A 19,492-nucleotide genomic window follows, 5' to 3' on the forward strand; every position below is an offset into this window, starting at 1 on the left:
CTACTGGGATAGAAGCCGTAGATGGCTAGTTACTCCATGCCGAGGTCATTACCACGCTTGTACTGGAGATAGGCAGCGACGAATAAACCAGCGAGGGTTACGGGGATCAGGCCCAACACAATACCGAGTAAGAGGGGTTCAATCACAGGGGTTTCTCCTTATGGCGGCAGATTAAAGCTAACTGTTAAAGATTTTTAATCATTCTATGGGATGGAGGAAGTCCGTGCAAAGGGATTTGATTCGACATTCTTAGGCGATCGCAGTAGGATAACCATTAAGAAAAATTGCGTAATATCAACAAAGTTGTATCTCCTCTACAGCAAACCCCGTGGCTAATTCTTCTGAGCTTTCCGTCCCAAATTTTTCGAAGCTCCTCTTCGTAATCATCCTAGTGCTGGCCATTGCTGCCCTGGGGATCTTTGGTGTGTACAGTACCCAGGCCAGTGACCCCTACATTCAACAGGTTTTAGCGCTCCAAGGGGATGAACTGCGGGGCAATGCCATTTTTCAAATTAATTGTGCTGGCTGTCACGGCCCCCAGGCGGATGGCAACGTGGGGCCCAGTTTACGGGCCGTCGCCCAGCGAAAATCCGACGTGCGTTTGATTCAACAGGTTATCAGCGGGAAAACGCCCCCCATGCCGAAATTCCAGCCGGCCCCCCAGGAAATGGCGGATCTGTTGAGTTACCTCCGCACCCTGTAGTTGTTTCAATGACGCCATTTATTATTCTTCCCTGTCCCTAGGAGTTCACTCGCTATGGCCCGCTCGATTTTCCTTGGTTCCCTGTGGCTTGCCTTTGTGTTGTATGCCTTTTTGGGTGCGCCCCCCAACCAACCGGAAACCCTAGAGCTGATTACCGCTTTATCCGGTGGACAGTGGGACGGCATCAACCCGTTGATCATTGCCCTGTTTAACATCATGGGTATTTTCCCGGTCATGTATGGGGCGCTCTTGTTTCTCGATGGCGATCGCCAAAAGTTACCCGCTTGGGTCTTTGCGGCAGGCAGTTTTTTCCTCGGTGCGTTTGCGTTGCTGCCCTATTTGGCGTTGCGGCGCGATAATCCCACCTTTACGGGGCAGAAAAATTGGTGGCTCCGGTGGCAGGATTCGCGACTGTTGGGCTTATTTTGTTTGGTTGCGCTGCTGGGACTCCTGATTTATGGATTCAGTGCGGGGGATTGGGGCGATTTTGGCACCAGATTTTGGGGCGATCGCTTTATCCACGTGATGAGCTTAGATTTTTGTTTGCTGGCGCTTTTGTTTCCGACCCTGATCAAGGACGATTCAGCCCGCCGTGGCCTTGGGGAGCAAAACTGGTTGCTGTGGGCGATCGCCTTTACACCTCCCCTTGGCGCAGCCTTATACCTTGCCCTGCGTCCCCCCACCCTAGAGCATGAAAACCCCGTAACCTCCAGTCAGCCCCCAAATACTGCGGAGGTAAGCCGTTCATAATGGAAGCCCTTGTTATTGGTGCTGGTCGCGGCATCGGTCTAGAATTTGTCCGGCAATACCTCGCCTCAGATCTGTATCAGCGGGTCTATGGCACCTACCGCCAGCCCTCCGCCGATCTCCTGGCGTTACAGGCGCGCTACCCTGATCGACTCCAACTAATCCCCGTGGATGTGACCCAGGAAGCGCAAATCACAGCGGCGATCGCCACCCTCAAAGCCCAAACCTCTCGCCTTGATGAAGTAATTTATTGCGTCGGTCTTCTGCATCACCAAACCCTCCAACCGGAAAAAAGTCTCCGCCATATCCAAACAGAAAATTTACTGACCTATTTTCAAGTCAATGCCATCGGTGCCGTCCTCTGGGCCAAACATCTCCTCCCCTTTCTCCGTCACCCAGAACCCGCAATTTTTGCCGCTATTTCCGCTAAAGTCGGCAGCATCGAAGACAATCGCCTAGGGGGATGGTATGGCTACCGTGCCTCGAAAGCAGCCTTGAATATGTTTTTGAAAAATATCGCCATTGAATGGAGTCGCGTTGCCCCAAATATCATTGTGGCGGCCCTGCACCCAGGGACAACGGCTACCGATCTCTCCCAGCCTTTCCAAAAAAATGTCCCCCCGGAAAAGCTCTTTTCGCCCGCACGGACAGTGAGCCAACTGCGCCAAGTGATCGCCAATCTGCACCCCCAGGATACGGGTAAATTTTTTAACTGGGATGGTGAGCCTTTGCCCTGGTAGCGGCAGAAAATAGAACGATTTTGCCATGAAATGCTGAAATGATGGTGCGTTTTGCGGCAAAAACTTCCACAATAGGGAACGTTCTTTAGCACCAAATTAAGGTTGTTGTTGTGCCTGAAACCCCGGCCCATGTGCGAATTTTGCAACAGTCCTGGCAGCAGGGCAAAATCATTGGCGAAGTGCAAGCGGGTTCCTACCAATGGGAATTTCAGTGGCATTTCCGCCAGGGAAAATTGCGGGTACATCCGACCCTCGGCCGCGCCTTAATTTACGAACCCCTGGGCCGATTTTTGGAGCAGAGTGATTATCGTCTGGAACCAGGTGGCGATTATCAGTTCACCCTCCGGTCACGGCTATAAAGTTCCTCCAACTCCTTTTCGGATTAATTGTGGGGAGACTGAAATTTAGATAGTGACACGGTAACGCAATCAAAAAATCTTGTTACACATCGCCGCAGCGGTCTAAGTCCCTTGGAAATCCGGGGTAAAATAACCACAGACCGCACCATTCGTGCTAAAGGACATTGGCAATGCAGAAAGTATTATTTCTGTTTGGAGAATTAAATGATGATGATATTGACTGGCTTATCACTGCCGGTAAGATTGCCAAAATTCCACCGCAAACAGTTTTAATCCAGGAAAATCAACCCCTGGAAAATTTCTACATTCTCCTCGATGGCTCGGTATCGGTTTTCATTGACCTCATGGGAGTGACAAAGGATATTGCGGTGCTCCAGAGTGGGGAAGTTTTTGGGGAACTGTCTTTTATTGATCAGCAGTTACCCAGTGCCAGTGTCAAAACCTGTGGTGAATGCTTATTACTGGCCGTATCCCAAGACAAAATTTCCGACCGCCTGAATCAAGATATTGGCTTTTCGGCGCGATTTAATCGGGCGATCGCCACTTTTTTAGCGAGTCGTCTTCGGAATACGGTGCGTCACCTCGGCGAGGATAAAGATTTTGTGTTTAATCAAAGTCGCGCTACCGAAGCCGTGCCCAGCATGATTCAAGAAAATCTCAATGTCGCTACCACCCGCTTTGATTGGTTGCTGCGCCGGGTACAATCCCAAACGGTGCCGGAAAATCCTGTTTAACGCTCTCCGCCAGGTAAAAGCAGTTTGAAGTATGGTGTGATAGAAATTTTAGAATCTTATGGTCATGGGCTATTGGTACGCGGGGGCTTGGTACGAGGGGACAGAACTGACTCTCCCGGTTAGTGATCCGAGTTTTTTATTTGGGGCGACCCTCTTTACGACCCTCCGGGCTCACCAAAACTCCCTCACGGATCCCCGCAGTCTGTGGTCTCACCATGGCGATCGCCTCCGCCACAGCATTAAAACTTTGCAATGGCCAGCACCCGATTGGGAGCGCATTAACCAGGGCGCCCAAAAAGTGGCCACCGTCGCCCCCGTGGTGCGGGTGACAATCCTCCATGATGGCCGCGAACTGATCCTCGGCCGTCCACTGCCGGAACATTTAGCCCAACAGCAGCAGCAGGGAATCCAAGGTTGGTTGGCCCAAGACCCCTACTTCCAGAGACCCCAGGCGGATTTTAAAACAGGCAATTACCTCAGCGCGTGGCAGGCCCGCCAACGGGCGATCGCCTTGGGGGCCGGAGAAGCAATTTTGCCAGATCCCAGCGGCCACTGGCTCGAAACCGCCACCGGAAATTTATGGGGGTTTAAACAAGGAACTTGGTACACGCCGCCCCTAGGGGGAATTTTGCCTGGGGTGATGCGATCGCACCTCCTAGGGCAACTGCAAAAACACCAAATACCCGTCCAGGAAATTCCTTGGGACATTGATTTGATCCAAACCTTCGAGGCGATCGCCTACAGCAACAGCGTCGTGGGCGTGATTCCTTTCCAAGCAATTCAGGGAGCAAATTTTTCCTTAAACGCTCTCCAAATCAACCATCCAGCCCTGCGCCACCTCCAGCATTTGAGCGGTCAACTGGTCGTGTAATCCAGGTAAATCCCGAAAAAACATTGAGAAAAATCTTAAAATACTTAAAATAAAGTAACAAGCCGTAATAAAAACGCGATTAATTTTCATAATTAGCGGCCCCTGCTGGCTTCATTATTTTCAGAAATTTCTATGAATCATTTCTTGCCTCGTCCCCTGCTCCGTAGTCTTTTCGCGGTCTGTTTGGCGGTGATGACCTGGGCGATCGCCCCCGCTGCCTTCGCCGTTAACAACCCTGAACTGCTCCCCGATTATGAAACGCCGGTCGTGGATTTGGCGAACTTCCTCCCCCAGCTCCAGGAAGAAAATCTCGTGACGGATCTGAACAATTTTGAAGCAGAAACGGGCTGGAAAATGCGCGTCTTAACTCAATTTGATCGCAGTCCCGGACGGGCCGTAAAGGAATACTGGGGTCTCGATGATAAAAGCATTTTGCTCGTTGCCGATGGTCGGGGGGGTAACCTCTTAGCCTTTAGCATTGGTGATGATGTTTATGAGCTGATGCCCCGCACCTTCTGGATCGAACTCCAGACTCGCTTCGGTAATATGTACTACGTTCGTGAACATGGCGAAAATCAGGCGATCGCCGACGCTCTAGAAACCGTTAAAGTCTGTGTCACCAAAGAAGGCGGTTGTATCGTTGTGCCTGGCTTACCCCGTGAACAGTGGCTACTCACCCTCATTAGTTCCGTTGTTGGGGGCGTTATCTGTGGCTTTGCTGCCATTCCCCGCAAGGAAGGTCAAGCCTTTGCTTGGCAGTGGGCCTTAATCATGTCTCCCCTCTGGGGCATCCTCTTCCTCGCCTTCGGCGTTGGCCCCGTTGTCACCCGCACCTCCGACTGGTTACCCCTACTCCGCAATGTCCTCGGCTTCATGATGGGGGCGATCGTGGCCTTTATTGCGCCGATGTTTAATCAACCGAATCCTTCCGAATCTGAATCCTAAAGCTTGTCCCCTTGTAAAATTCAACCTGAAGCCTCTCAGTTCCTTGGGAGGCTTTTTTATCTGCTCGCCCAGAAAAAAACAAAAATTGCAATCAGACTATAAATAGTGCTTTCTGGGGGACAATCATTCCAACTACACCCATCACTGGTGTGGTATCTCTCAGCAAACTCTTTTAAACTAAACTAAGACCTTTTAAGATTTGTATCCTCTACGCGGCCCCAGCCACTATGCAACAATCTCTCCTTGACCGGATGCCCACCAATCCCATCTTTAATCCCGATGGGAATGACGATATCGCCCACCGTTCCATTTGGTTCGGGGAAACTACCAACCTGATGCAGCTGAACGACGTTCGCTACCCTTGGGCGGTGGGACTGTACCAACAGATGCGCGAAAACTTTTGGATTCCCCAGAAGCTGGACATTACCCAGGATGTCACCGACTACCACAACCTGACAGATTCAGAACGCCGCGCCTTTGACGGGATCCTCAGCTACCTCACATTCCTTGATTCTGTCCAAACCTGTAATCTTCCTCACATCAAAAGCTCGATTACGGCCCCAGAGATTAGCCTGTGCATCGCCGAGCAGATCTCCCAGGAGGGGATGCACAACCAGTCCTATCAATACATGATTGAGACGATTATCCCTAGCGATCGCCGCAGTGCCGTCTATGATTTTTGGCGTACGGATAAAGTCTTACGCGATCGCTGTGAGTACATTGCCAGCAACTACCAACGCTACATTGACAACCCCACCCCAGAAAATTACTTCACAACCCTCGTCGCCGACTATTTGCTAGAAGGGCTGTATTTTTACAATGGTTTTGTGTTCTTCTATAACCTTGCCTCGCGGATGTTGATGCCCGGTTCTGCGGATATCTTTAAGATGATTAACCGGGACGAACTCAGCCACGTGCGCCTATTCCAAAAACTGATCCCAGAGGCCATGGCCACCTTTGATCACTCTGTCGATCACATCTATGAAATGGTGGAACGGGCTGTACAGTACGAATGCCAATGGACAAACCACATTGTCGGCAACGATATCCTCGGCATTACAGAACAAAGCACCGAGATTTACACCAAGTATTTAGCGAATATTCGTCTTCAAGCTATCGGCCTCGAACCGTTGTACAAAGGGGATCAATACAAGAAAAGCCCCTACCGTCACCTCGAACGATTCTCAGACACAAAAAAAGAAGGCAACACCAAAGCCAACTTCTTTGAGGCCGGGGTGACCAGCTACGTGATGTCATCGGGAATTACGGGTTGGGATGAATTTTAAACAGACACTGGGGGCGATAATGCAGCAAAAAATCTGTAGTTTGTTGTACTGTTTTTCGTCCCTTATTCTGCCCGCAGTCGCAATGAGCTAAAATTAGCGTTGCATATCCGTTCAGTTTGAGGAGGAGAGGACTATTCCTGAACCGCTAAATCTGACTGTAAGTTTGAGAGGAACTTACGAAGTCATTGACAACAAATATCAAATTTTCCGCTTAACTGGGTTATTGGATGCTTTTTCCGAGCCTGTGTTTAGTACAGCCATCAAAAACCGCATTAATGAAGGCCCCCACGATATTATCCTCTCCCTAGCCCAAATTGATTTTGTGGATAGTTCTGGTATCGGTGCCCTGGTGCAGTTGGTAAAACACACCCAAAATGCTGGGGGAACGATGCAGGTGGTAACCAATCCACGGGTGACCCAAACGGTGAAGTTGGTTCGCCTAGAGAAGTTTTTGTCTCTACGGAACTCCATTGATGAGGCGATCGCCCACCTAGACGAGAAAAAATAGGGACGAGAAAACCATTGTTTGTCCCTGACATTACCGCTGATCAGCTCCGACAATTATCCCCCGCGTCCTTAGCCTATGTGGGGGATGCTGTTTATGAACTCTACAGCCGCTGTTATTTTTTGTTGCCCCCCTGTCGCATCGCGGATTACCACGGTAAGGTGGTGGCGGAGGTGCGGGCAGAAACCCAAGCCCAATATTTAACTCTCCTGGAACCCCATTTAAGCGAGCTAGAACGGGACATTGTTCGCCGGGGGCGCAATGCAGCCACCGGAAAACCAAGGCGTCTGAGCTTAGCTATTTATCGGCAGGCTACGGGCTTTGAAGCCCTAGTCGGATATCTCTATCTCACAAACCCGCAGCGTTTGGCCGAATTATTTACCTGTTTACCCCAAGAACGGTCTGGGGTCTGATATGATCGACTCTCTTTTGTGTTTCGTTGGGGCTTTTTCCCCCAGGGAGCGCTCCGCCTGAGGTAAGACAAAAATATGTTTGTGTTGATTTAAGGGTTGGCTGAAAAAGGTGATTTTGTTGACTTTAAATAACCAGAGTCATACTCTAGGCGATCGCCCCAGCCCCTGCAACTGATTTTCCTTGACAAGTTAATACATCTGAACGACCAAAGACTGATTTTTTATGAACAAGCCACATCGATCCGATTCGGGTAAAAAATACGGTAGAGCTGCTGGGGGAAGAGACCGCAAGCCGAGCAAAAAGTATGGAAAAGCTTCTTCCTTTGATCGGGATCGACGTTCTGATCGCCGCGAAGATGGCGGTAAATTTGAACGGGGCGATCGCCCAGCCCCCCGTCGCAAGGGTCAATTTTCCCGACGAGACGAAGGAGGAGAGCGCTCCTTTAAACGTTTTGATAAACGCAGCAGCCAAGGTGCGGGCCCGAATAAAAGACGCCCCATTACAGACCGTCCCAAGCCCCAGCGCAGCCAAGGGTCAGAATTCATCCCCCAAGATGCGCCTGAACTCACGCCCCAAACCGCCCCAGAGGAAGTTACCGAAGCAGTCACTCCAGAAGAAGATAATGACTTGATCTACGGCAAACATGCGGTGTTATCAGTGCTGGAGAGCGAACGTCCCCTCAACCGAATTTGGGTCACCTCCCGCCTGCGCCACGCCAATCGTTTCCATACCCTCCTCCAGGCCGCCAAGAACCAAGGCACGGTGATCGACGAAGTGAGCATGTCCCGCCTAGACTATCTGACCAACCGGGGCGTCCACCAGGGCATCGCTGTGCAGACGGCTCCCTATGAATATATGGAGTTGCCGGATCTCATTGAGCAAGCGAAGGCCAAAACAGAATCCCCCGTGGTTGTGATTGCCGACGGCATCACCGATCCCCATAATTTGGGGGCGATTATTCGTACTGCCGAAGCGATTGGTGCCCAAGGGATGATTATTCCCCAACGGCGGGCGGTGGGGGTAACCTCAACGGTGATGAAGGTGGCCGCCGGTGCCCTTGAACATTTCCCGGTTGCGCGGGTGGTCAATCTTAGTCGGGCCATGGAAGAACTCAAGGAAGCTGGTTTCTGGATTTATGGCACTGCCGCCGGAACCAGTAAAGCCTTACACAATATCAAATTTGAAGGTGCGATAGGATTAGTTATCGGTTCGGAAGGACAAGGTCTTAGTTTGTTGACGCAAAAGCATTGTGATGAACTGGTTGCAATTCCGATGACCGGGAAAACCCCTAGCCTAAATGCTTCCGTCGCTGCGGCGATCGCCTTATATGAAGTGTACCGACAAAAGCTTGTACGCCAGGTGCAAATCACCCTCCCGGATACCCCCTAAGGCAGTATGCAAAGTGAGCGCTTTCGGGATAAAACAAGAGTTGTTGGTTTGGATCCAGACAAGCTATCTTCAACAACAAGTATTTTTCCAGTAGACCCATACCTCAAACTTCACCACCACAGGGACAGATATGAAAGAACTTTTGCTCAAGCTCTTCGAGACCATTGGTCGTGCCTATTGGCTTGAAATTACCACTGAGCAACCGGAGTGTACCTACTACTTTGGTCCTTACCTCAGTCGCAAAGAGGCGATCGCCGCCCAGCCCGGTTTCCTCGAAGACCTTACCAACGAAGGCGCCCAGAACATCAACGTAAACCTACAGCGGTGTCGTACCCCCAAAGAGCTCACCATTTTTGATGACTCTGGGTCAAAAAAAACCCTGATGCCCATCTTTAGCTTTAGCCACTAGCTTCTGAATTATTCCCCCTGGTAATCCCCATTTTCTGTGTGTGCCCCGGCGCTATTCATAATGGGGATTTTTGTCGTGGTTGCGAAGCCGCTTCCCTGAAACCAGGACGCCACAGGGGTAGAAGTCTTGTGATATCTTCATTAGGGAACAAAATCTATATTCTGTCCATTTCCTAGCAAGTGTTCGAGGCAAAATAGCGTGTCGTTAAATTTTCAAGAAATCATCGCCACCCTCAATCAATTTTGGCGGGATCGTGGTTGTCTAATTGCCCAGCCCTACGACACCGAAAAAGGGGCCGGCACTATGAACCATCACACTTTTTTGCGGGCGATTGGCCCTGAACCTTGGTCCGTTGCCTATGTCGAACCTTGCCGTCGCCCTACCGATGGCCGCTACGGTGAAAACCCCAACCGGGTACAGCATTATTTCCAGTACCAGGTGATCATCAAACCGTCACCGGACAACATTCAAGAAATCTATTTAGACTCCCTCAAAGCCCTAGGGATTCAGCCGGAAGACCACGATATCCGCTTTGTAGAAGATAACTGGGAGTCGCCGACCCTCGGTGCCTGGGGTGTGGGCTGGGAAGTGTGGCTTGATGGCATGGAAATCACCCAATTTACCTACTTTCAACAATGTGGTGGCCTTGACTGCCGCCCGGTTTGTATTGAAATTACCTACGGCCTAGAACGCCTGGCAATGTACCTCCAGGAAGTGGACGCGATCACCAAGATCCGCTGGAATGAGACCACCAGCTACGGAGATATTTTCCTGCAAAGTGAAATTGAGCAATGCACCTACAATTTTGAAGCGTCTAATCCGGAAATGTTGTTTCAGCTATTTTCGCTCTACGAAGCAGAAGCTCAACAACTCATTGAGAAAGGGTTGGTGATGCCGAGCCTTGATTATGTGCTGAAATGTTCCCACACCTTTAATTTACTCGATGCGCGGGGGGTGATTGCCGTGGCCGAACGTACCCGCTACATTGGGCGGATTCGTCACATGGCCCGCCAGGTGGCCCACCTTTACCTTGCCCAACGGGAAGAATTGGGCTTTCCGTTACAAAAGGCGATCGCCTAAGCTGGAGATAGACTCCGCCGACGAATTGAGGTATTGCGATGCGTACTTCCCTAGGGGCCATTGCCGAGCACATTGCGGCAACCACTGGCCAACCGTTTACCCTCGAACAGCAGCGTTCCGTGGGGGGCGGCTGTATTAATCAGGGCTACTGTTTGGCAGGCTCTGGCCAGCGGTATTTTGTGAAGCTCAATCGCCCGAATCAGACGGCAATGTTCGCCGCAGAAGCCTTGGCCCTCCAGCAAATGGGCGCAACCCAAACTATCCGTGTTCCAAAGCCCATCTGTTGGGGGGAAACCGAGAGTAATAGTTATATCGTCCTGGAATGGATCGACCTCGGTGGTGGTAGTGGTGATGCTTGGCAAGCCATGGGCCACCACCTCGCAGAACTTCACCGTCGGGGTACGGCGGAAAAATTTGGCTGGGATCGCCCCAACACCATTGGTTCTACGCCCCAAATGAATGACTGGCAAAGCAATTGGGCTGAATTTTGGGCGGAACAACGCCTTGGCTATCAACTGCGTCTTGCGAGGCGAAAAGGGGGCGATTTTCCGGAGCCACAGCGGATCATTGAAGGAGTACGAAGAATTTTGCGGGATCATCAGCCCCAACCCTCCCTCGTCCACGGGGATCTTTGGTCAGGGAATGCCGCAGTGACCGACCAGGGGGAACCAATTATTTTTGACCCAGCGGCCTACTACGGCGATCGCGAAGTAGATATTGCGATGACAGAGCTATTTGGTGGCTTTCCGGGACGTTTTTACCAGGGCTATAACGAGGCTTGGCCCCTGGATTCTGGCTATGGCGATCGCCGCGATTTATACAACCTCTATCACGTGCTCAATCACTTCAATTTATTTGGTGGGGGCTATGGCAACCAAGCCAAGCGAATTATTCAGCAGCTTTTTTAAGAGTGTTTTTAAGGTTGTCCCAAACCCTGAGATCGGTGGGTTCGTCAATGTCCTGGAGTATTGGCAGTAAGGCAAGGCTTAGATTTAACTGCTGGCAGCGGGCCTCGGTTTCCGAGAAAACTTGAGCTGTACCCCAGGGCATTTTTGTAAAGAGAGCAGCAATATTTTGGCGCAGACCAATCAGATAATAACCACCGTCTACTGCTGGGCCAAGGACAACTTCAGCCGCATCGAGTTTATCAAAGGCCGCTGCGAGAATTTCATCGGTAATGCTTGGGCAGTCGATACCAATCACCACGGTTTTGTCATAACCTTGTTGTTCACTGGTTTGAAAAGCATGAATCAGGCGATCGCCTAAATCTTGGCCCTGTTGCGCTTGATAATGCCACTGTTCCCCCAGCCAGGCCGCCATTTGGGGCATTGTAGCGCCGGAAAAGTAAATCGAAATATCGATATTTTTCAAAACTTCTACGGTTTTCAGAGTATCTTCCGTCAGGTGGCGTTGTAGTGTTGCGGCCCCCTCCGCCCCTAAAGCAGGAATTAAACGGGTTTTTGTCTGGCCCGGCACCGGGTAGCGGGTGAAAATAATGAGATGAGCTGCTTTGTGACACATTACTGATAAACGGGGTGTTGCCCATAGAACGGTACAACCGCGCCCCAAGGCCCCTGGGGGTTTGCTTGCCATTGGGATTGGGCAAGGCTTAAAACTTCAGTCACAGTATCACCAATCGTTTCTGGGGGATCGATCACCTGCAAATCAGGAAAATTGCCCTGACAATCTGCCCAAGCCGTGGGGGTAAATAACTGATCCGGCACGAGGGCGATCGCCCCTGTCGCAGTGATTTGATAAATGGCCCCAAAGACTGCGCCCCGTCGCGCTGGCAAAGCCACAGCCACCGTTTGACCCAGACAATTTTCTCGGTTCCGAAAAGCGCACCCCGTCGTGGATCGCTGTGCGATCGCCGCTAAGGTCGAGATGCCATAGAGGGGAATGTTTAACTGTTGGGCGAGGGTGCGGGCCGTGACAACGCCTAACCGAGTGCCCGTAAAGCCACCAGGCCCCTTTGCCACCCCTAAAAAGGCGATGTCTTGCCAAGCATGGGGCTGGATAAACTCCTGGAGATAGCAATGGAGTTGGGCCGATAGATCCCGTCCCAGTTCCCACAGGGCCGTGCGTTGTTCCCCTGTGACCAAGTTCCGTAAACTCAGCCCTAACTGGGGGGTTGTGGTGTGGAGTGCTAAACCCAAGGTGGGCTCCGGTGCGATCGCCATAGATGTCTGCAAATTGCCACAAATAACAGGCCTTTCATTCTAGGCGATCGCCTGCCGATTACCCAACGGTAGCCCCATAAATTTAGCCTTAGGGATTAGGAATTTTGGCCATTTAAGCTATGATAGAAAATGCTGTCTTTATATAGAATTTTTAGACTAAATTTCATGGCCAAGAAATCAATGATTGAGCGCGACAAGAAACGTGCTCGCATGGTGGCAAAATACGCCGCAAAAAGAGCTGCCCTTAAGGAAGCTTTTAACAACGCAGCTGATCCCCTCGAAAAACTCGAAATCCACCGCAAAATCCAGAATCTTCCCCGCAACAGCTCTCCGACCCGGATGCGCAACCGTTGCCAAATTACTGGCAGACCCCGCAGCTACTACCGCGACTTTGGTCTGTGCCGTAACGTCCTCCGGGATTGGGCTCACCAAGGCTTGCTCCCCGGCGTGGTTAAATCCAGTTGGTAACGACTGGCTTCTACCCCAATGGTTGAGGCAATCAATCCATTATTTTTTTAATATTTTTGCCAAGGTAGAGTCCCGCTCTACCTTTTTTGATGGCTACTTTTGATCGCCAGGGGAGGAGAGAAGGCAATTTGTAAAAAGCATCAGGCAACACCTCCCCTCAAGAAATTCTTTCGTTACACTAGAGTCGTCTTTGGGTGTTTTTTTGTATTGATTAAAACCTCATTGGAGTTATCGTAGGCGATCGCCATGTCTGAATCCGAAAAAGAAAAATTTTTATTCCCCATTGAGAGCTACCGAGGCGACTTCAAAATGGAGAAAGTCCTCTTTAATGCCAACCTCCAGGAGTTTGCCCAGCGGGTGAATTTTATCTGCAACCTAGAAACGAACGGCAAAATTTCATCACAACAAGCCTATCAAGAAATAAAAAACCTTTGGAAAACCCTTAAAAGTACCCGCAAAAGCCTTGAACTCCCCGACGAGGAGAACAAAGCCTAATCTTTTTTGGGAATAATATTGGTGATCTTTTCGCTACTTTTCCACCAGCCAGAGGGGTAAACTTTGGCTTGGATTTACTGCTAAACCTTGAATATTAGCCTGGGCAAAAACATATTCTTTCCCTTGCCAAATGGGGATATAGGGCACATCCGCCACCATTTGTTCCTGGATTTGCGTGAAAATTTCGAGGCGTTTTGTTGGGTCAGTTTCTGTCCGTTGGGCATCAATTAATTGGTTCATCGCTTCATTCCAATAAAAAGACCCTTGGTTTTGCGCGCCCCCCGATTCACAGCCCGTTTCTGGCGATCCCACCTCACAATTCAAAAGGGGATGAATGTAATTATCCGCATCTAAAAAGTCCGGGTACCAGTTCCCCAGGGCTGCCGGATAAATCCCCTGGGCAATATTTTGAAAAAAGGTCGCCCCTTCCACACTGCTGGGTTCAAATTGCAACAAGCCCTCCAGTTCACGGTTGGCATACTCCCTTAGGGTTGTGGCGATAATGCCACGGGTGGTGGAGCCGGACGGATACCACAGGGGAATTACAGCCGGATTTTCTGGGGTAAAGCCCGCTTCGGTGAGGAGGGTTTTGGCCTGTTCAATGTTGGCATCACCATAGGCGCTTTGGAATAGCGGTTGTGATGCTGGAAAAGAAGTCGGAATCAAACTATAGAGGGGATCAGCCTGGCCATTGAGTACCCGTTCGTTGATCAGGTTGCGGTCGAGGAGAGCGGCGATCGCCTGGCGGACTTCGAGCTGATCGAGGGGGGCTTGGTTACGGTTTAGCACCATAAAATTCACCGCTGTCCCCTCTGCTTCTAGGGCTTGAATTTCGCCGCTTTCTGCCTCCCGTAGGAGATTACTCACCTGTTCCGGCTCCAGGGATTGGTAGGCGATATCCACGGCCCCCGTCTGGAGCGCATTAAATAAATTGGCAGCATTACTATTAAAAATTTGGATATCAACTCCGGCATTCTTCGCTGTCTCGCCCCAGTAATCGTCATTACGGTCGAGGGTAATGGTGTCGCTCGTAAAAGCCGTTAGCTTGTAGGGGCCAGTGCCCACCAGTTGACTGGGGTTAAAGGCACCTTCGCCGATTTCGTAGGCCGCGGGGGAAACAGCACTAGCCCCAGCAAAAGCCAATAATGCAGGAAACGCAGCAAAGGGTTGCTTGAGGGTAATGGTGAGTTCATATTCCCCGGTCGCTTCGATATTCTCGATGATGTCCCCCAGTAAAAAGGAGGGTTTGCCTTTGTTTTCCATGAAGCGATCTAAAGAAAATTTCATCGCCGCCGCGTTAAAGGGTTCGCCATCATGGAAAGTGACGCCCTCCCGCAGGGGAATTGTATAGGTGAGGCCATCGTCGCTAATGGCGGGCAGAGCTGCGGCCAGGAGGGGTTTGATCTCCGTGGTCCCGATTTCGTAGGTGTAGAGACTTTCGGTGACGTTGTAGATGATATTTAAACCGGCAATTTCGTAGCTATCGGCGGGATCGATGGTGCGGGGTTTGGCGGTGGTGCCCAGGGCCAGACGATTATTGACATCGGCGCTAATGGTCGTCGTTTCGCTGTTGGGAGTGGTGCCGTTGGGATTGGGATTACAGCTCACCAGAAGGGAACCAAAACAAAGGGCGATCGCCGCTGCGGAATAAAATTGCCGGGAATGGATCATAGTGCTTTTGGACAACAGGACTAGGTGGACTTGATCATAGCGGGATTTGACCCCGAATATTGTTGGGCAGACCGGGTTTGGGGATCGAGGACTTGGTTCAGCTTGCCACTGCGGTAGCCCTCTAGGTCTAGGGTGACGTACAGAAACCCATAGCCTTGGAACGTTTTGACCAGGGCATCGAGATCTACCTGGACGACGAAATCGCGAATTTGTTCGGGAGGCAACTCAATGCGAGCCGTGTCACCCTGGGAACGGACCCGCAGCGATCGCCAGCCCAAACGCCGTAGATAAACTTCACAACGACCGACCCGCTGGAGTTTTTCGGTGGTGATCAGTTCACCATAGGGAAACCGGGAACTGAGACAGGGTTGCGCGGGCTTATCCCACCAGGGCAATCCCAACTGTTTGGAAATTTCCCGCACTTCTAATTTGGCGATCCCCACCTCCGCTAAAGGCGATCGCGCCCCCCGTTCCTTCGCCGCTTGAATTCCGGGGCGATAATCCTGGAGGTCATCGGCATTGACCCCGTCAATCACGTAGGGATAGCCCCGTTCTAGGGCCAGGGGTTTGAGGGTGTCGTGGAGTTCGCTTTTGCAAAAATAGCAGCGGTTGGCCGGATTACTGACGTAATTGGGGTTGTCCATTTCGTGGGTTTCCACCTGTTCGTGGACAATGCCAATGGTTTTCGCCTGGGCGATCGCCGCTTCGAGTTCTTCCGGTAATAGGGATGGCGAAACGGCAGTCACCGCCACGGCGCGATCGCCCAAAACATCGTGGGCTACCTTGGCCACCAAAGTGCTGTCAATGCCCCCAGAATAAGCAATTAAAGCCCGTTCCGTTGCCTCGAAAAAATGTTGCAGTGCCGTGAGTTTTTCTTGCCAAGCCATGGATCGCCGCGTTCACTGAAGGTTTAGCCTGGGATCTTAACAGATTGCTCTGGTGCTTTTGGCCCCAAGGCGATCGCCATCTCCCTAGCCACCATAGACTTGATCAATCTCGGCCTCGATTTCCCGCACCATCTCCAGAGGAAGGCCCAACTGCCCCAGGAGTTGCTGGTAGACAATGCTCTCTAGTTCATTGACCCCATTGGCTCGAATGACCTCATAACTGAGCTTTAGGGCGGTAATTTTCTCGTTTTCCGTGGTTAGGGTATCTGTCAACTGCTCTAGGGGCAGATTGCTCGCCAGATAATTTTCCAGTTCCCCTTGCAGTTGCGCCTGGTGCTGACTGTCGTTGGTAAATTGCTCACTCAGGCGACTGAGGATCACCTGTTTCTGCTCTGGGGCAAAGTTGCCATCGGCCCAGGCCATACTCGCGGCGATGCGAATCAGGTTCATTTGCTCCGGGGTGACGGTGGGCGCTTCCCCTAGATAAACCTCAATCACTTTGGGGTCGTTTTGTACCTGATTCATGTTGCCTTCACAGAGTACAGAACCCTGGTGCAGTACCGTTACTTGCCGGGCAATCTGGCGCACAAACTCCATATCATGTTCGATCACGATCAGGGAATGGCTTTCGGCGAGGGCGAGGAGTAAATTACCGACATTTTCCGTTTCCTCATCGGTCAAGCCCGCCACAGGTTCATCCACCAGCAACAGATCCGGGGACTGAGCCACGAGCATACCAATTTCTAAGCGCTGTTTTTCGCCATGGGCTAGCCAGGCCGCTTGGATATCGGCTTTTTCGGTGAGGCCAATGGTTTCTAAAAGACTTAGGGTTTGGGTTCTTTCCGTGGCCTTGGTTCCCCCAAAAAGAGTAGGTAAAACGTTTTTGTGGCGATTACAGGCGAGGTCTAGGTTTTCGCGTACCGTTAAATTTTGGTAGACCCGAGGCGTTTGAAATTTGCGACCAATGCCGAGGCGGGCCACTTTATGTTCTGGGAGACCGCTGATGGTTTTGCCTTTAAATTTGACTTTGCCTGTGGTGGGTTTAACCTTGCCGGTGATTACATCTAAAAACGTAGTTTTCCCCGCACCATTGGGGCCAATGATCACCCGTAGCTCCCCTTTACCCATGCGGAAGGTGAGGTTATTGAGGGCTTTAAAGCCATCGAAGTTAACGGTCAAATTCTCAATTTCCAAGATATTTTCCATGGCCTCGCCCTACTCCTTTGTCACTAATTGGTCTTCTTGGATATTTTGCACATCGGGATCGTCGGCGATCGCCGGATAACTCACTGGCTGGCCGATCCCCAACAGACGGGCCACCTTGACCCAGAGAACGTCCCGCACCCAGCCCACAATGCCGTCCGGGAGCACCGTCACCACGATTAAAAACAGCGCCCCTTGGAAAAACAGCCAAATTTCTGGGAAGCTTTCACTCAAATAAATGCGGGCAAAATTGACCAAAATCGTGCCAATAATTGCGCCGATCAGGGTCGCCCGGCCTCCCACTGCCACGGAGATCACCATCTCAATGGAAAAGGCCACTTCCATGTAGTTCGGCGTGATAATCCCACTTTGCACCGTATAAAGGGCGCCGGAAATTCCGGCGATCGCCCCGGCGATCGCAAAAACAACTACCTTAAACCAGGTGGGATCGTAGCCCGTAAACCGCACCCGCGTTTCATCATCCCGAATAGCGATCAACATCCGGCCAAAGCGACCACTCGTCAGCCAGCGACAAAGGAGATAAACCAACAGCAAGGCGACAATCGTTGTTTCATAAAACAGCAACTGAATCCCTGAATCCCCAACCCGCTGCCCCAGAAAAACAGCGGTATCTGTCTTGAGACCATTGGTGCCGTTGATCAGTTTTTGCTGACCATTGAAAAAATTGAAAAAGACCAACAGCGCCGCCTGGGTGATGATCGAAAAATAAACCCCCTTAATGCGATTGCGAAAGACGAGATAACCCAAAATCCCCGCAACGATCCCCGGCACAAGCACCATGGCAAGCAGAGTCAGGGGTAGCGAGTAAAAAGGCTGCCAAAAGAGGGGTAATTTTTCGACGCCATAGAGCATAAAAAATTCGGGAATGGCACCATCAGGCAGTTGCAAACTGAGGTGCATCGCCAGGGCGTAGCCACCGAGGGCAAAGAAAATCCCTTGGCCAAGACTGAGCAAGCCAGTGTAGCCCCAAATGAGGTCGATCCCCAGGGCGACGATCGCCATGGAGAGAAAACGCCCCACGAGTTTGAGGCGAAATTCCGGCAAAATCAAGGGCAAGATGACCATCGTAATGATCACCAGAGCAAGGATGATTGCTCCCTCAATGAGAAGTTTGGTGCGCTGTTGTTTGCGCTGGTCACGTCGGGTTAAACCTACATTCATGGTGCTGTTTATGGGCTGGGCTATCGGAACAAGGGCTTATAGTTCTGCGGTTCTGCCTTTCGGCGGGAAGAGACCCGCAGGCCGGAATTGGAGGAAGCCGATAATAATCACAAAGGTCATCACCTTTGCCATACTGGTGGTGGCAAAAAAAGTGGCCAAATCCAAGAGAAATTGTGGGGCTTGGAGAGAGGTAAAAACGGTAACAAATGTGCCAGAACCGATGAGATAGTTGATAATCCCCAAACCGAGGGCCGCCAAAATGGTGCCGAGCAAATTACCAACGCCCCCCACCACGACCACCATAAAGGCATCGACGATGTAGTTTTGGCCGGTATTTGGCCCGACGGAACCCAACAGGGCGATCGCCACCCCGGCAATGCCTGCTAAACCCGACCCCAGGGCAAAGGTCAAAGCATCAACGCGGGCGGTAGGAATTCCTAAACAGGAACTCATTTCGCGGTTTTGGGTAACGGCACGGATCCGGAGGCCCCAGTTGGATTTGTTCAAAAACCAGTACATCGCCCCCAGACAGATCAGGGTCAAGACGATGATAAAAATGCGGCTGTAGGGCAGTTGGGCGGAACCCAGGGAAAGTCCCCCCTGGAGCCATTGCGGCGCAGTCACATCCACATTTCGGGCACTAAACCACGGCTTTGTGAGGGCGTCATTTTTCGTCAGATTGACCCCGAAAATCACCCCAAAACCAAGGGCAAAGGCGGCAACCACGTTTAATTTATCCAGCCACATTTTTAGGGCCACGGATTGGATCTTGGCGAGATTTAAGGCTTGGAGCACGGCCCAGCGGATCACATCTTTAAGGAGAAAGGCAATGACCCCGAAGGCGATCGCCCAGTTCACGCTCCGGACAAACTGCTGCAAAATCAGGCTGACCCCCCAGGTGGCCAAGAGGGTTTCTAGGGGACGGCCATAGAGGTAACGGATTACGCCCCGCTCCAGGCCAAAGCCCACTGCGGCGGCGACAAAAAAAGCCAGGGGAATCGCAAAGATAATGTAGAGATTAAAAAAAGGTTCCCCGAACCCCCGGAATACATTTTGGACCACGAAGGTTGTGTAGGCGCCCAGCATCATTAATTCGCCGTGGGCCAGGTTGATCACCCCCATCAAACCAAAGGCGATCGCCAAACCCAAGGCCGAAACCAAAAGCACAGAGCCAATGCTGACTCCGTTAAAAATACCGATTAGAAGTTCTGTCACAGGGCAAAC

23 protein-coding genes and 1 pseudogene are annotated in these 19,492 nt (G+C 51.3%); 16 read left to right on the forward strand and 8 right to left on the reverse strand.

The window, feature by feature from the left end:
• Positions 1–29: 29 nt before the first annotated feature.
• Positions 30–146 carry a cytochrome b6-f complex subunit V gene (petG, locus tag AACQ84_RS01895; protein WP_012306008.1) on the reverse strand — a complete coding sequence of 39 codons (117 nt, stop codon included), beginning with the start codon at positions 144–146 and terminating at the stop codon, positions 30–32.
• A 182-nt stretch (positions 147–328) separates the two neighbouring features.
• Here petG and AACQ84_RS01900 point away from each other — a divergent pair, with 182 nt between their 5' ends.
• The 14 genes from AACQ84_RS01900 (at position 329) to AACQ84_RS01965 (ending at position 11,090) form a co-directional block, all read left to right on the forward strand.
• Entirely contained in the window at positions 329–703 is a 375-nt protein-coding gene (locus AACQ84_RS01900) for a c-type cytochrome (protein WP_012306009.1), read from the forward strand.
• A 54-nt stretch (positions 704–757) separates the two neighbouring features.
• Positions 758–1,453 (forward strand): hypothetical protein, encoded by a 696-nt coding sequence (locus AACQ84_RS01905; protein ID WP_012306010.1) that lies wholly within the window; start codon positions 758–760, stop codon positions 1,451–1,453.
• Complete coding sequence (locus AACQ84_RS01910; RefSeq protein WP_012306011.1) at positions 1,453–2,190, forward strand: SDR family NAD(P)-dependent oxidoreductase; 738 nt, start codon at positions 1,453–1,455, stop codon at positions 2,188–2,190. The genes AACQ84_RS01905 and AACQ84_RS01910 overlap by 1 nt, the downstream gene beginning before the upstream one ends.
• 110 nt (positions 2,191–2,300) lie before the next feature.
• The gene (locus AACQ84_RS01915) at positions 2,301–2,549 is read left to right on the forward strand and encodes a DUF3146 family protein (protein WP_012306012.1); all 249 of its coding nucleotides are present in this window, start codon (positions 2,301–2,303) and stop codon (positions 2,547–2,549) included.
• A gap of 170 nt (positions 2,550–2,719) precedes the next feature.
• Positions 2,720–3,283: a cyclic nucleotide-binding domain-containing protein gene (locus tag AACQ84_RS01920; RefSeq protein ID WP_012306013.1), complete on the forward strand. Its 564-nt coding sequence runs from the start codon at positions 2,720–2,722 to the stop codon at positions 3,281–3,283.
• Positions 3,284–3,347: 64 nt separating this feature from the next.
• Entirely contained in the window at positions 3,348–4,154 is an 807-nt protein-coding gene (locus AACQ84_RS01925; RefSeq protein ID WP_143589380.1) for an aminotransferase class IV, read from the forward strand.
• A 132-nt stretch (positions 4,155–4,286) separates the two neighbouring features.
• Positions 4,287–5,099: a TPM domain-containing protein gene (locus AACQ84_RS01930; protein ID WP_012306015.1), complete on the forward strand. Its 813-nt coding sequence runs from the start codon at positions 4,287–4,289 to the stop codon at positions 5,097–5,099.
• A 227-nt stretch (positions 5,100–5,326) separates the two neighbouring features.
• Positions 5,327–6,385, forward strand: a complete 1,059-nt coding sequence (locus AACQ84_RS01935; RefSeq protein WP_012306016.1) for a ribonucleotide-diphosphate reductase subunit beta — start codon at positions 5,327–5,329, stop codon at positions 6,383–6,385.
• A gap of 151 nt (positions 6,386–6,536) precedes the next feature.
• Complete coding sequence (locus AACQ84_RS01940; protein ID WP_041443323.1) at positions 6,537–6,893, forward strand: STAS domain-containing protein; 357 nt, start codon at positions 6,537–6,539, stop codon at positions 6,891–6,893.
• A gap of 14 nt (positions 6,894–6,907) precedes the next feature.
• Positions 6,908–7,303 carry a Mini-ribonuclease 3 gene (locus tag AACQ84_RS01945; RefSeq protein WP_012306018.1) on the forward strand — a complete coding sequence of 132 codons (396 nt, stop codon included), beginning with the start codon at positions 6,908–6,910 and terminating at the stop codon, positions 7,301–7,303.
• Between the two features lie 544 nt (positions 7,304–7,847).
• Positions 7,848–8,693, forward strand: coding sequence for a 23S rRNA (guanosine(2251)-2'-O)-methyltransferase RlmB (gene rlmB, locus AACQ84_RS01950; RefSeq protein ID WP_045441474.1), 846 nt, complete (start codon positions 7,848–7,850; stop codon positions 8,691–8,693).
• Positions 8,694–8,823: 130 nt separating this feature from the next.
• Entirely contained in the window at positions 8,824–9,102 is a 279-nt protein-coding gene (locus tag AACQ84_RS01955) for a DUF1816 domain-containing protein (protein ID WP_012306020.1), read from the forward strand.
• A gap of 198 nt (positions 9,103–9,300) precedes the next feature.
• Entirely contained in the window at positions 9,301–10,182 is an 882-nt protein-coding gene (gene glyQ, locus AACQ84_RS01960) for a glycine--tRNA ligase subunit alpha (protein ID WP_012306021.1), read from the forward strand.
• 38 nt (positions 10,183–10,220) lie between these two features.
• A complete protein-coding gene (locus AACQ84_RS01965) occupies positions 10,221–11,090 on the forward strand; it encodes a fructosamine kinase family protein (RefSeq protein WP_012306022.1) in 870 nt (289 codons plus the stop codon).
• Here AACQ84_RS01965 and AACQ84_RS01970 read toward each other — a convergent pair.
• Entirely contained in the window at positions 11,071–11,775 is a 705-nt protein-coding gene (locus AACQ84_RS01970; RefSeq protein ID WP_234991358.1) for a TIGR04282 family arsenosugar biosynthesis glycosyltransferase, read from the reverse strand. The two genes, AACQ84_RS01965 and AACQ84_RS01970, sit on opposite strands and share 20 nt — an antisense overlap.
• The gene (gene tsaB, locus AACQ84_RS01975; RefSeq protein WP_012306024.1) at positions 11,703–12,362 is read right to left on the reverse strand and encodes a tRNA (adenosine(37)-N6)-threonylcarbamoyltransferase complex dimerization subunit type 1 TsaB; all 660 of its coding nucleotides are present in this window, start codon (positions 12,360–12,362) and stop codon (positions 11,703–11,705) included. The genes AACQ84_RS01970 and tsaB overlap by 73 nt, the downstream gene beginning before the upstream one ends.
• A 165-nt stretch (positions 12,363–12,527) precedes the next feature.
• Here tsaB and rpsN point away from each other — a divergent pair, with 165 nt between their 5' ends.
• Both rpsN and AACQ84_RS01985 read left to right on the forward strand, forming a co-directional pair.
• The gene (rpsN, locus tag AACQ84_RS01980; RefSeq protein ID WP_012306025.1) at positions 12,528–12,830 is read left to right on the forward strand and encodes a 30S ribosomal protein S14; all 303 of its coding nucleotides are present in this window, start codon (positions 12,528–12,530) and stop codon (positions 12,828–12,830) included.
• A 246-nt stretch (positions 12,831–13,076) separates the two neighbouring features.
• Positions 13,077–13,325: a DUF7219 family protein gene (locus AACQ84_RS01985; RefSeq protein ID WP_012306026.1), complete on the forward strand. Its 249-nt coding sequence runs from the start codon at positions 13,077–13,079 to the stop codon at positions 13,323–13,325.
• Between the two features lie 33 nt (positions 13,326–13,358).
• On the opposite strand, the gene AACQ84_RS01990 is transcribed toward AACQ84_RS01985, so the two are convergent.
• The 5 genes and pseudogenes from AACQ84_RS01990 to AACQ84_RS02010 all read right to left on the reverse strand — a co-directional run bounded on the left by AACQ84_RS01990 (position 13,359) and on the right by AACQ84_RS02010 (position 19,483).
• Complete coding sequence (locus AACQ84_RS01990) at positions 13,359–14,996, reverse strand: ABC transporter substrate-binding protein (protein ID WP_041443326.1); 1,638 nt, start codon at positions 14,994–14,996, stop codon at positions 13,359–13,361.
• Between the two features lie 20 nt (positions 14,997–15,016).
• Positions 15,017–15,883 carry an ATP-dependent sacrificial sulfur transferase LarE gene (larE, locus tag AACQ84_RS01995; RefSeq protein ID WP_012306028.1) on the reverse strand — a complete coding sequence of 289 codons (867 nt, stop codon included), beginning with the start codon at positions 15,881–15,883 and terminating at the stop codon, positions 15,017–15,019.
• 471 nt (positions 15,884–16,354) lie between these two features.
• A pseudogene (urtD, locus tag AACQ84_RS02000) lies at positions 16,355–17,089 on the reverse strand (urea ABC transporter ATP-binding protein UrtD); the annotation flags it as partial.
• 9 nt (positions 17,090–17,098) lie between these two features.
• Positions 17,099–18,268 (reverse strand): urea ABC transporter permease subunit UrtC, encoded by a 1,170-nt coding sequence (gene urtC / locus AACQ84_RS02005; RefSeq protein WP_041443328.1) that lies wholly within the window; start codon positions 18,266–18,268, stop codon positions 17,099–17,101.
• A 36-nt stretch (positions 18,269–18,304) separates the two neighbouring features.
• Complete coding sequence (locus AACQ84_RS02010; RefSeq protein WP_012306031.1) at positions 18,305–19,483, reverse strand: ABC transporter permease; 1,179 nt, start codon at positions 19,481–19,483, stop codon at positions 18,305–18,307.
• Between the last annotated feature and the right edge of the window lie 9 nt (positions 19,484–19,492).

This window comes from Picosynechococcus sp. PCC 7002, from assembly GCF_963860125.1.
GTDB lineage: Bacteria > Cyanobacteriota > Cyanobacteriia > Cyanobacteriales > MRBY01 > MRBY01.

Excerpts from the sequence above, each read along its gene's own strand:
- AACQ84_RS01920 (WP_012306013.1), top strand. The coding sequence starts at position 2,720 with ATGCAGAAAGTATTATTTCTGTTTGGAGAATTAAATGATGATGATATT.
- AACQ84_RS01970 (WP_234991358.1), bottom strand. The coding sequence starts at position 11,775 with ATGGCAAGCAAACCCCCAGGGGCCTTGGGGCGCGGTTGTACCGTTCTA.
- AACQ84_RS01965 (WP_012306022.1), top strand. The coding sequence starts at position 10,221 with ATGCGTACTTCCCTAGGGGCCATTGCCGAGCACATTGCGGCAACCACT.
- AACQ84_RS01930 (WP_012306015.1), top strand. The coding sequence starts at position 4,287 with ATGAATCATTTCTTGCCTCGTCCCCTGCTCCGTAGTCTTTTCGCGGTC.
- rpsN (WP_012306025.1), top strand. The coding sequence starts at position 12,528 with ATGGCCAAGAAATCAATGATTGAGCGCGACAAGAAACGTGCTCGCATG.
- AACQ84_RS01985 (WP_012306026.1), top strand. The coding sequence starts at position 13,077 with ATGTCTGAATCCGAAAAAGAAAAATTTTTATTCCCCATTGAGAGCTAC.
- AACQ84_RS01955 (WP_012306020.1), top strand. The coding sequence starts at position 8,824 with ATGAAAGAACTTTTGCTCAAGCTCTTCGAGACCATTGGTCGTGCCTAT.
- AACQ84_RS01910 (WP_012306011.1), top strand. The coding sequence starts at position 1,453 with ATGGAAGCCCTTGTTATTGGTGCTGGTCGCGGCATCGGTCTAGAATTT.
- tsaB (WP_012306024.1), bottom strand. The coding sequence starts at position 12,362 with ATGGCGATCGCACCGGAGCCCACCTTGGGTTTAGCACTCCACACCACA.
- AACQ84_RS01905 (WP_012306010.1), top strand. The coding sequence starts at position 758 with ATGGCCCGCTCGATTTTCCTTGGTTCCCTGTGGCTTGCCTTTGTGTTG.
- urtC (WP_041443328.1), bottom strand. The coding sequence starts at position 18,268 with ATGAATGTAGGTTTAACCCGACGTGACCAGCGCAAACAACAGCGCACC.
- larE (WP_012306028.1), bottom strand. The coding sequence starts at position 15,883 with ATGGCTTGGCAAGAAAAACTCACGGCACTGCAACATTTTTTCGAGGCA.
- AACQ84_RS01935 (WP_012306016.1), top strand. The coding sequence starts at position 5,327 with ATGCAACAATCTCTCCTTGACCGGATGCCCACCAATCCCATCTTTAAT.
- AACQ84_RS01990 (WP_041443326.1), bottom strand. The coding sequence starts at position 14,996 with ATGATCCATTCCCGGCAATTTTATTCCGCAGCGGCGATCGCCCTTTGT.
- AACQ84_RS01925 (WP_143589380.1), top strand. The coding sequence starts at position 3,348 with ATGGGCTATTGGTACGCGGGGGCTTGGTACGAGGGGACAGAACTGACT.